An 11328-nucleotide genomic window follows, 5' to 3' on the forward strand; every position below is an offset into this window, starting at 1 on the left:
CTGGCGATCTGCAACACCAACGGCTCGCAGATCCCGCGCGAATGCGACGCGGTGCTCTACACCCGCGCCGGACCGGAGATCGGGGTGGCGTCGACCAAGACGTTCTTGGCGCAGATCGCCGCGAATTACCTCGTTGGCCTGGCGCTGGCGCAGGCCCGCGGCACCAAATACCCCGACGAGGTGGAACGCGAGTACCGCGAGCTGGAGTCCATGCCGGATCTGGTCGCCCGGGTGATCGCTGAGATCAGGCCGGTGGCCGCGCTGGCCCACCGGTTCGCCAAGGCGTCGACGATCCTGTTCCTCGGTCGCCATGTCGGCTACCCGGTGGCGCTGGAAGGCGCGTTGAAACTCAAGGAACTGGCCTACATGCACGCCGAGGGCTTTGCGGCCGGCGAGCTCAAGCACGGCCCGATCGCACTGATCGAAGACGGTCTGCCGGTCATCGTCGTCATGCCCTCGCCCAAGGGGGCGGCCACGCTGCACGCCAAGCTGCTGTCCAACATCCGGGAGGTCCAGGCCCGCGGCGCGATCACCATCGTGATCGCCGAAGAGGGCGATGACACCGTGCGCCCCTATGCCGATCACCTGATCGAAATCCCTGCGGTATCAACACTTTTGCAGCCGCTGCTGTCGACCATCCCGCTGCAGGTGTTCGCCGCTTCAGTGGCGCAGGCGCGTGGGTACGACGTTGACAAGCCGCGGAACCTGGCCAAGTCGGTTACCGTCGAGTAACCGGCACGGCGATGACCTCTGTCAATGCTTAATGCGGCGGTAACTGGTGGGCCATACCGTTGGCGGATGCGACACATGTCGCCGCGAACGTTGGGTGTCGAAGAGGAGTTTCACCTTGTCGATCTCAAGACGAGGCGACTGACGGCACGCGCCCCCGAACTGCTGGCCGAGCTGTCCGACGACTACGTCGCCGAGCTGCAGCGCTGTGTCGTCGAGACGAACACCCGCGTGGTCGATTCGCTGGACGGGTTGCGCGGTGAACTTGTCGACCACCGCCGGGTATTGGTCGACACCGCCGCCGAATTGGGCATAGGCGTGGTCGCGGCGGGGGCCATGCCGCTGTCGGTGCCGGCCGAAATGCAGGTCACCAAGACCGCGCGCTACCGGCAAATGCTTGCCGACTATCAGTTGCTGGCGCGTGAGCAGCTGATCTGCGGCACTCAGGTGCATGTCGGCGTCGACAACCGCGACGCGGCCGTCGCGGTCGCGCACCGGGTGGCCGCGTATCTGCCCACCTTGCTCGCATTGTCGGCCAGCTCGCCGTTCGCGTCCGACGGCTCAGACACCGGCTATTCGAGTATGCGCACACTGGTCTGGCAGCGCTGGCCGACCACGGGCCTGGCCGCCCCGGTGCAATCGGCCGAAGAATACGACGCGCTGGTGAGGGCCCTGGTGGCCAGCGGCGTCATCACCGACGCCGGGATGGTCTACTTCGACGTCCGACCGTCAAACTCGGCTCCGACGTTGGAGCTGCGAGTGTGCGACAGCTGCCCGTCGGTCGACACCATCGTGCTGATCGCCGGGCTGTTCCGGGCGCTGGTCGAGCGCGAGGTCGACGCCGCGCGGGCGGGCACCCCTGCGACGATCCTGTCCCCGGCACTGGGCCGGGCCGCGCTGTGGCGGGCCGCCCGGTCAGGGTTGGAGGGCGACCTCGTCGACGTCAGCGGTCCGGCCAGCAGGCCGGCGTCCGAGGTGGTCACCGAGCTGATCGGATCGCTGCGCCCGCAACTGGAAGACAGCGGTGACTGGGACATCGTCAGCGAGTTGACCCGCCAGGTACTGATCGCGGGCACGTCGTCGGCCCGGCAGCGGCGAGCGCTGCGCCACCGCGGGCGTCTCACCGACGTGGTCGATCAGCTGATCGACGAGACCGCCGGCCGCTGGCCGAGCACAGCAACGGCCGTCGGCGCGGACTCGACCCTGCTATTCGGCTACAAACCCGGCAGCGACCCGGTGGTTCGGGTCGCCCGTGGCAACACCGACGTCAGCTACGACGAAGCTGTCGATGCCGACGGTCACCCGCGCCAGCGGTATCGGACGGTCCTGGACACCATTGCCCGCGTCGGTGTGGCGCAGCTGCGGTTTCGGGAAGGAGTTATAGAGCAGGAGCAGCGTGCCGACAACATCACCTTCCGCGTCGCCGGCCAGAGCCGCGCCCAGCTGTTCCCGGTCGACCTGGTGCCGCGCATGGTGGCCGCCGACGAGTGGGCGCAGCTTTCCGTGGGCCTAGGGCAGCGGGCCCGGGCGCTGGACGCGTTCCTCCGCGACATCTATTCCGAGCAGGCGATCGTCGCTGACGGCATCATCGGTGTGCAGGCCCTCGACCGGGCACCCGGCTTCCGCTCGACGGGCCGCCTCGCCGGCGATACGGTGCGCGCGCACGTCAGCGGCACCGACCTGGTGTGCGACCGCGCCGGCCATTGGATGGTGCTCGAAGACAACCTGCGGGTGCCGTCGGGCACCGGGTATGCGATCGTCAACCACCGGCTACTGACCAAGCACCTCCCCGAGCTGCAACCGCCCGCCGCGATCGAGGACGTCGACCGGGCAGCGCCGATGCTGCTTGAGACGCTGCACGCAGCGGCGCCGCCGCGCGCCCCCGACGACCCCGCGGTGGTACTGCTGTCCGGCGGCTGGGACGACTCCGCCTGGTTCGAGCACACCTTCCTGGCCGAGGAAATGGGTGTCGCGCTGGTGCAGCCGTCGGACCTATCGGTGCGCGACGGAAAGCTGTTGCGTCACATCGGTTCTGACGTCCAACGCGTCGACGTCGTCTATGCGCGGATGGACGAGGACATGCTGCTGACCTCCACCGGATACGACGGCACTCCGCTTGGACCCGGGATGCTCGGCGCGATCACCGACGGCCATCTCACCGTCGCCAACGCGCTCGCCAACGGAGTGGCCGACGACAAGGCGATCTACGCGTACGTCCCGGCCATGATCCAGTACTACCTCGGCGAAAAGCCTATGCTGGCCCAAGTGCCGACGTGGATTTGCGGCGAGCGCGCGCAGCGCGACTTCGTGCTGGCCAACTTGGGCGATTTGGTGGTGAAACCCATCGACGGGCTAGGCGGGAGCGGCGTTCTCATCGGGCCGGACGCCTCCGATGCCGCGCTGGAGGCGCGCCGGCGTGAGCTGGTCACACAACCGGAGCGGTTCGTCGCCCAGGAGTTGGTCGCCCTGTCGACCCATCCCACGTTCGACGGTGAGGGGATATACCCGCATCATGTCGACCTCCGCGCGTTCGTCCATCTTCGGGCCGGTACCGGCGGATCGGTATCGGCGCACGTCTCACCTGCGGCGTTGACGCGAGTTGCCAGCCGCGGGTCGCGGATTGTCAACTCGTCGTATGGCGGGGGCAGTAAGAACACCTGGATTCTCACCGCCGGAAGCGCCGGCGAAGGCTAACGGGGCAGACTTCACTCAACGGAAGCAGGAGACATGTGCGGTATCTGCGGTGAGATCCGCTTCGACGGGCAAGCCGCCGATGTCGGCGCCGTAGTCCGGATGACCGGTGCAATGACGTCGCGCGGACCCGACTCCGACGGCGTGGTGGCGCATGGGCCGGTGGCGTTCGGCCATCGGCGGCTGTCGATCATCGACCTGTCCGCCCACGGCGCCCAACCGATGGTCGATAGTGATCTCGGGCTGATGCTGGTGTTCAACGGCTGCATCTACAACTACAAGGAGCTGCGCAAAGAGCTTCAGGCCGAGGGCTATCGGTTCTTCTCGACGGCCGACAGCGAGGTCGTGATCAAGGCCTTCCACAAATGGGGAACGCATTGCGTCGACCGCTTCAAGGGCATGTTCGCGTTCGCCATCGCCGAGCGTGACACCGGAGTGGTGACGATGGCGCGCGACCGACTCGGCATCAAACCGCTGTACCTGGCGGCCTCGCCAGGCCGACTGCGGTTCGCGTCCACGGTGCGTGCGCTGCTCAGGTCCGGCGGCATCGACACCGAACTGGATCGCCAGGCGCTGCACCACTACATGACATTTCACTCCGTGGTGCCGGCGCCGCGAACCGTTTACCGCGGCGTGCACAAACTGCCGCCGGCAACGGTGCGGGTGATCCAGCCCGACGGTTCGCACACCGACACCGTGTACTGGAACCCCGAGTTTCGTCGCGATCCGGACAAGGCGTCCTGGTCGGCCGCTGATTGGCAGGCGGCCCTGATGGACGCATTGCGTGCCGGCGTGAAACGCCGGATGGTCGCCGACGTGCCGGTCGGCGTATTGCTCTCCGGTGGTATCGACTCCTCGGTTGTGGTGGCGCTGCTCGCCGAACAGGGCCAGCACGGGCTCGCCACGTTCAGCATCGGGTTCGACGCTGCCGAAGGCGAATCCGGCGACGAGTACTTCTATTCCGACCTGATCGCCAAGACCTTCGACACCGACCACCACAAGATCCACATCGACTCCTCGCGGCTGGTCCCTGCGGTGCCGAAAACCATTGCGGCGATGAATGAACCAATGGTCAGCCATGACTGCGTGGCTTTCTACCTGCTGTCGGAAGAAGTCAGTAAATCGGTGAAGGTGGTGCAGTCCGGGCAGGGCGCCGACGAGATTCTGGCGGGCTATTTCTGGTACCCGCCGCTGGCCAACATCGCCCGCGAACAGACCACCGAGGCCTACGCCAAGGTGTTCTTCGACCGCGACCACGACGACGTGCTGTCGATATTCAACCCCGAGTACGGGATTGACGAAGACGTGAGCCGCGAGTTCGCGACCGCCCACCAGGCGGCATCGGGCGCCGACTCCGCGGTGGACGCGGCACTGCGCCTGGACACTCAGGTCATGCTGGTCGACGACCCGGTCAAACGCGTCGACTCGATGACGATGGCGTGGGGTCTGGAGGCGCGGGTGCCGTTCCTCGACCACGACTTCGTCGAGCTGGCCGCCACCTGCCCGCCCGAGCTGAAGCTGGCCTCGAATGGCAAAGGCGTACTGAAGGATGCGTCGCGAGCGTTGCTGCCGTCCGAAATCATCGACCGGACCAAGGGCCACTTCCCGGTGCCCAGCATCCGCCATCTGCACGGCGATCTGCTGGACATGGTGCGTGACGCGGTCACCAACGATGCTGCCCGCGGCCGTGGGCTGTATCGCGCCGAGAGCGTCAAGGCCCTGCTGGCCGCGCCGAACGAGACACGGACCAGGCTGGATGCGAACACGCTCTGGCAATTGGGGGTGCTCGAGATGTGGCTGCAGAGTATGGAGGGCTGATCCGATGGGACAGCAGGTGCGTGCCCTTTACGGCGCATCATTGTCCCCGGACGCCACCGCGTTCGCCCACCTCATCGACGACGGCGGCTATCCCCGTGCGGTGCAACGATTTCTGCGCGGCTGGCGGGCCAGCTCGTCCCGTGATGTGGAGCTGCCGGTAGAGGGTCCGGTCTCTCGTGTCATCCACTCCGCCGATGGCCAGTGGCTGGCCTGCGAGGTGGCGCCGGATGGGGGTACCCGCCGGCAGATCTGGGTCGTCACAACAGATCCCGACGATCGGATGGCCCGGCGCATCGATCGCGAGGAAGCCGGGACCGCCGAGCTGATCGCGTGGGACGGCGTCCGGGTCGCGGCCATCCTGACCGGTGAGGACGGAATCGGCCGGTCCTGCCTGATCGATCCGGCCGACGGGGACTACACCGTCCTGGACTCCCGCTCCGGCGGCCGGCTCGTCGATGCGTGGGCCGGGGCATCGCTGATCCGGGTCGGACCGCGCGGCTACCACGAACTGATCATGCTGCACGGCCAAACCGAAATCGCTTTGCTGCCATCCGATCCGGGGTCGACGACCGCCGACGGGGTCATCCTCGACGATCACCATCCGCGCCGTCTCCGGTACGGGCCCGATGGCGATCAGACCAAGCTGTACCGCCCGGCCAAGACGTACCGGGCCAACCGCAGCCGCCCGGTCACGCGGGGTGACCGCTTCGGCCGCGGATACGTCCGAGCATTGATCCGCAGCGAGAATGGCTGCGAGCACGCTCGGCTGCTGGAGGTGACCGCTACCCAGGACGGCGTCAGCTACTTCGTGGTCGCCGAGCGCCCGGACTGCGACCTCGACGAGTTCGCAGTCAGCGACGACCTGTCGACGGTCGCATTGCTATGGAACGTGCAGGGCCGCAGCGAGTTACAGATCCTGCAGTACACCGACTACACACTGGACGAGCCGATCCCATTGCCGGGCATGGTCGCAAACGAGCTGTCCATCAGTGCGGGAGGCTCGATGGTAGCGTTGACCGTCGAGGGACCGTCGTTGCCGCGAACCGTCGAGCTGGTCGATCCGCGCACACGGGAATGGGAGCGAGTCGACCGCGAACCCAGCCGCGGTCCGATCGTTTCCGGCTTCTCGCCGGGCACGCGCCCGGAGACGATCACGGCGCGTGACGGGCTGAGCCTGAACGCATGGCTCTACCGCCCCACCGATACCGCCAACAAGGGAGCGGTGATCTATCTGCACGGCGGCCCCGAAGGCCAGTCCCGGCCCGGTTATGACGAGATATTTGCCCGTCTGGTCAACGACGGGATCACGGTGTTGACACCGAATGTCCGTGGCTCGGGCGGCTTTGGCAGGAGCTTCGGCCACGCCGACGACAAGGCACTCAGGTTCGCGGCCATCGATGACGTCGCGGACTGCGTGCGTTTCCTCATCGACAACGAATTGGCTGATCCGCAGCGCATTGCCTGCGCGGGCTGGTCGTATGGCGGCTATCTGACGATGGCGGCCATGACCTTTCACCCAGCGTTGTTCGCGGCGGGCATCACCATCTGTGGGATGAGTGACCTCACCACCTTCTATCGCAACACCGAGCAGTGGATTGCCGACGCGGCCTATGCCAAATACGGCCACCCGATCAGCGACCGCGAACTGCTCGAACGACTCTCCCCGCTGCGATGTGCCGACGCGATCGCCGCACCGTTGCTGGTGGTGCACGGGGCCCATGACACCAACGTCCCGGTCAGCGAATCCCAGCAGATCGTCGATGTACTGCGCGCGGCCGGTCGTGACGTGCGCTACCTACTTTTCGGCGACGACGGACACGCGATCACCAAACGCGAGAATCGGGAGAGGCTGGCAATCACCATGAGCGAGTGGCTCAATAGGGCGTTTGGCGCCACCGAGCGGTTTGTCGAGGTGTCATAGTCGCCGCAGTTGTCGCAGAATTCTCGTAAAGGGAAGGGTCGCGGCAAGACCGCGGCGCAGACTCGGCTGCACCGCACTGACATTGCAGATCACCACGTAATCCATGCCGTGGTCGCGCCATTCGGCGGCCTGCTGGATCACCTCATCAGGGGTGCCGGTGAGCGCGCATTCTTTGAGGAGTGACAGCGGGACTTGTGCGGCGGCGGACACCACGGTCTGTTCGTCGAGGGTTTGCGGGATGAAGTCTTGCGCGCCGGTGAAGTTGTCACCGAGCGGATGGCTCGCCCCGTGCCGGGCCCACTCCTCGGCGGGTAGGTTGAGCGCGAACGCTCTCATGGCGGTCGACTCCAACGCTTCGTCGACCTCCGCTCTGCTGCCGCCGGTCACCACGAATAGCCAGTTGGCAGCGGTAACGGACAACGGATCTCGCCCGGCGTCGGAGGCGGCAGACCGCACCTTTTCCAGGCCGGCCGCGTAGTCCTTCGGCCGGATCGTCCCCGCGGGAAACCACGCGTCCGCGTAGCGGCCGGTGGCCCGCAGCATGCGCGGCCCGTGCGCGGCGATCCAGATTTCCGGCCATTTGCCGCGGTAGGGCGGCAGGGCGAACATCGCGTTGTGTAGCGGGAAGAACCGTGAATCGCGGGTGACGAGTTCACCGCCGGAGTTCCACAGCGTCCGGATGGTCGCCATGGCCTCTTCGAACCGTGCCACCAGCTTGGACCAGTCCACGCCGTAGGGTTCGTTGCCTTCACGCTCGCCGGTGCCGATCCCCAGAATGGCCCGGCCCCGGGTGAGCAGGTGCAGCGTCGCCGCGGCCTGTGCGGTGACGGCGGGGTTGCGACGACTCGCATCGGTGACGCCGATGCCAAGCCGCAAGCGGCCCAGACGATTTCGCGCGGCAAAATTCCCGAGCACGGTCCAAGGCTCGAGATACGCGTCGATATCGGGTGCCAGCCGTGCGGTGCCCACGTACTTCGGTGTCATGACCGCGCGGGGGAACAGCGCGTTGAGATGGTCCGGCAACCAGAATGAATCCATTCGGGTGGCCACCGCGGTGAGATAACTGGCTCGCGCCGAAGCTGTCGGCCAATGGCGGGTGTTCACCAGCTGTTCTGCCAAGCCGACCTTGAGCATGGGGCTCTCCTTTGCCCGGATGACCCCCATCGCGCCACAGTCTAGGCCGAACTGGTCACCGCCGAGTAGTTACGATGAATTGCGACCAGTCGGGTTCGCGGGTGGCTGCCCAGTATTCGTTGAGCCGCCAGGGGCTGACGGTATGAATCTCGCCGTCGGCGTTTTTGAAGTAGGAGTGTTTGACCGCCGGGTGCGACCACACCATCTGTTTGATTTCCGCCTGGGTGCGTTGATGCCAGGCGGTGGCCGCGTCGGCGGTCGGTTCGACCGAGTGGATGTTCGTTTCGACCAATTGCGCTAGCACACTGTTGATGTAGCGCATCTGCAGTTCGGAGTTGAAGATCAGGCTGCCGCCGTGGGCCAGGTGCGCGCCCGGTCCGTAGACGAGAAAGAAGTTCGGGAACCCCGGGACGGTGATCCCTAGGTACGCATACGGTCGCTGGCCCCACACGTCGTGCAAGTCGACACCGTCGCGCCCGATGATTGTCATCGGCCACAACACGTCGGTGTGCCGAAACCCGGTGGCGTAGACGATCACGTCGACGTCGTGGGCGACGCCGTCGGCGGTGACGACGCCATCGGGTGTGATCCGTGCAATCGGCGTGCGCACCAAGTCGACGTCGTCGCGGCGCAGCGTGCGCAGCCAGGTGCCGTTGTCCTGCAGCGTCCGCTTCCCGGTGGCCGGATAGTCCGGCAGCACCTTGGCCAGCAGATCCTGGTCTCCGTCAACCTGATTGGTGATCCAATCGGTGAACATCATGCGGGCGGCGGCGTTGATCTCGCTGACCGCGTAGTCCTGGTCGGCGTAGGCCGGGTCGACCCGCGCCGCGTCGAGCCCCTTGTCGGAACCGGGCCACAGCACCAGGTATCGATACCAGCGTCCGTAGTACGGCAGGTGGTCCATCGCCCAGCGCACGCCGTCGCCGACGGACTCGTGGTACATCGGGTTGGGGAACATCCACTGGGCGGTCCGCTGGAATACGGTCAAGTGCTCGACGTCGTCGGCAATGGCCGGCGCGATCTGAAAGCCACTGGCGCCGGCGCCGATCAGCGCGACGCGCTTGCCGGTCACATCGACCGAATGGTCCCATTCCGCGGAGTGAAACGACGGTCCGCGGAAACTCGCAGCACCTTCGAATTCCGGTGTGTAGGGCCGGTTTAGCTGACCGACGGCGGTGATGACGGCGCGTGCCTGTGTCGTGGTGAGTCCCTCGTCGGGCTCCCGCACCGTGATCGTCCACAGGCCGTCCTCGTCGTCCCACTCGGCGGCAATCACCTCGGTCTGCCAGCGCACGTGCTCGCCGAGACCGTGCTTGTCCATCACCGTGGTGAAGTAGTTCTGCAGCTCCGGCTGTTCGGCGAAGAAGTGCGTCCACTCGTTGCTCGGCTCGAAGCTGTAGCAATAGAAATGATTAGCGACATCGACCCGAGCTCCGGGATAGGTGTTCTCCCACCAGGTTCCGCCCGGCCCGCTGTTCTTCTCCACGATGGTGAACGGAATGTTGGCCTGTTTCAACCGAATTCCGGCCAGAACGCCTGACTCGCCGCATCCGACTACGACGACCGGAAATTCGGCCGCGCGGTCGGGATCCAATGCCGCCGGGCGGCGCGGATCAACGCCGTCCAGGTCCATCTCTTCGCCCAGCAGCGGCAGGTAGTCGTCGGGCACGCTCTCGCAAACCGCCCAGTCCATCATTTCTTTGATGAGCTCGGAAGGCAGCGGGGCGGGCTCGGGGCAGCCGCGGTCGCGGTAGTCGGCGATCACCGGTAGCGCTTCCGCCCGGGCGCGGGCTTTGTCCTCCTCGGACATGAATCCCTGGACCTCGTTGAGGAAGATCCCGGCGGGTTTGTAGTCCCGAACGAAACGGGGATCGCCGGTGATGTGTACCAACGACAGCAGCAGGGTCGGGATGCTGACTTGCTCAAGCGCTGCCGCAATGTCGGCGGTGGAGGTGGTGAAAGGCCGGCCGGCGTAGCGGCTGCGCGTCAAGGCGGAATCCTTTCCCGGAATTACGATACGTCTGGTTTCGTAATTGGGCTAAAACGATACGCCGAGGTGCCTTACCGGATCAAGCCTCGTTTGCGAAGCGCCTAAGCGTGCAAAGGTAAGCGCATGACAGGCCGGCTGGCCGCGGCGTGGCGATTCGTTCGCCGCGCGCCGTTGACGTACCTCTGGCTGACGGTGCTGCTGATCACCACGATCATTCAGCGCACCGCGAGCAGACGGTACCTGCACTTCCTACTGGTCCACGACTCCACCAATATCCGTCACTTGGCGACCGATCCCTTGGACGCGCTGTTCTCCAGCCTGCTTTGGATCGATGGCCGCTACTGGACGCCGTATCTGCTGCTGTTCACCTTGTTCCTCGCCCCGGCAGAGCAGTGGCTCGGCCAAATTCGTTGGCTGACGGTCGGATTGACTGCACACGTCGCTGCGACCTATATCAGCGAGGGCTTGCTGTATTTGGAAATCCAGTATCACCAGGCGCCGGAACGGCTGGTCCATGCCCGTGACATCGGGGTCAGCTACTTCATGGTCGGCGTGATAGCCGTGCTCGCCTACCGCATCGCAACGCCGTGGCGGTGGGGTTACCTCGCCATCTTGATCGCCGTCTTCGGTGTCCCGCTGATCATCGATGCGAACTTCACTGCGATCGGGCACTTCTCGGCGATCTTCATCGGTCTGTTGTGCTATCCGGTGGCCCGAGCCCGGGGCGGGCCACCGGTGAACCCAGGGATGCTCCTCGCCGCGGTTAGATCCGCCTAGCGGTCACATAGCCGAGCCCGGAGGCGATCGCCGCTTCTTCGTCGTTGCTGGTCGGGACCGAAAGGCCCTGAGCGGCAAACAGATCGGCAACGCTGATGGCCGAAACGTTCCAGCCATGGCCGTCCAGATAGTCGACCACGTCGTTGCGGTCGCCGCCGTACCACAGGTCGGTCATCTCCACGTCGAATCCGTGGTCGCGCCAGCGTTCGGTGGCCTGCCGCATCTGGTCTGCCATCTTCGGCACCGCCCGGCTTGCGTCCGGCACGTT

7 protein-coding genes and 1 pseudogene are annotated in these 11328 nt (G+C 65.8%); 5 read left to right on the top strand and 3 right to left on the bottom strand.

Features of this window, described 5'->3' with window-relative positions:
• The 4 genes from VKI00_RS05125 to VKI00_RS05140 all read left to right on the top strand — a co-directional run.
• The coding region (locus VKI00_RS05125; RefSeq protein ID WP_324435929.1) for an SIS domain-containing protein at positions 1 to 732 on the top strand (732 nt) is incomplete at its 5' end.
• A 66-nt stretch (positions 733 to 798) separates the two neighbouring features.
• Positions 799 to 3423, top strand: coding sequence for a carboxylate--amine ligase/circularly permuted type 2 ATP-grasp protein (locus tag VKI00_RS05130; protein WP_324435930.1), 2625 nt, complete (start codon positions 799 to 801; stop codon positions 3421 to 3423).
• A gap of 33 nt (positions 3424 to 3456) precedes the next feature.
• Positions 3457 to 5238, top strand: coding sequence for an N-acetylglutaminylglutamine amidotransferase (locus tag VKI00_RS05135; protein WP_324435931.1), 1782 nt, complete (start codon positions 3457 to 3459; stop codon positions 5236 to 5238).
• 4 nt (positions 5239 to 5242) lie between these two features.
• On the top strand, positions 5243 to 7159 hold the full coding sequence (locus VKI00_RS05140; protein ID WP_324435932.1) for an alpha/beta hydrolase family protein: 1917 nt from the start codon (positions 5243 to 5245) through the stop codon (positions 7157 to 7159).
• Here VKI00_RS05140 and VKI00_RS05145 read toward each other — a convergent pair.
• Both VKI00_RS05145 and VKI00_RS05150 read right to left on the bottom strand, forming a co-directional pair.
• Positions 7154 to 8293, bottom strand: coding sequence for an LLM class flavin-dependent oxidoreductase (locus tag VKI00_RS05145; RefSeq protein ID WP_324435933.1), 1140 nt, complete (start codon positions 8291 to 8293; stop codon positions 7154 to 7156). The two genes, VKI00_RS05140 and VKI00_RS05145, sit on opposite strands and share 6 nt — an antisense overlap.
• A 55-nt stretch (positions 8294 to 8348) precedes the next feature.
• Positions 8349 to 10283 carry an NAD(P)/FAD-dependent oxidoreductase gene (locus VKI00_RS05150; protein ID WP_324435934.1) on the bottom strand — a complete coding sequence of 645 codons (1935 nt, stop codon included), beginning with the start codon at positions 10281 to 10283 and terminating at the stop codon, positions 8349 to 8351.
• A gap of 123 nt (positions 10284 to 10406) precedes the next feature.
• Between VKI00_RS05150 and VKI00_RS05155 the strand changes: the two genes are divergently transcribed.
• Positions 10407 to 11060 (top strand): rhomboid-like protein, encoded by a 654-nt coding sequence (locus tag VKI00_RS05155; protein ID WP_324435935.1) that lies wholly within the window; start codon positions 10407 to 10409, stop codon positions 11058 to 11060.
• Here VKI00_RS05155 and VKI00_RS05160 read toward each other — a convergent pair.
• Positions 11047 to 11328, bottom strand: a pseudogene (locus tag VKI00_RS05160) (SAM-dependent methyltransferase); the annotation flags it as partial. The gene VKI00_RS05155 and the pseudogene VKI00_RS05160 overlap by 14 nt on opposite strands.

Origin of the sequence: Mycobacterium sp. (assembly GCF_035314665.1) — a bacterium.
GTDB lineage: Bacteria > Actinomycetota > Actinomycetes > Mycobacteriales > Mycobacteriaceae > Mycobacterium.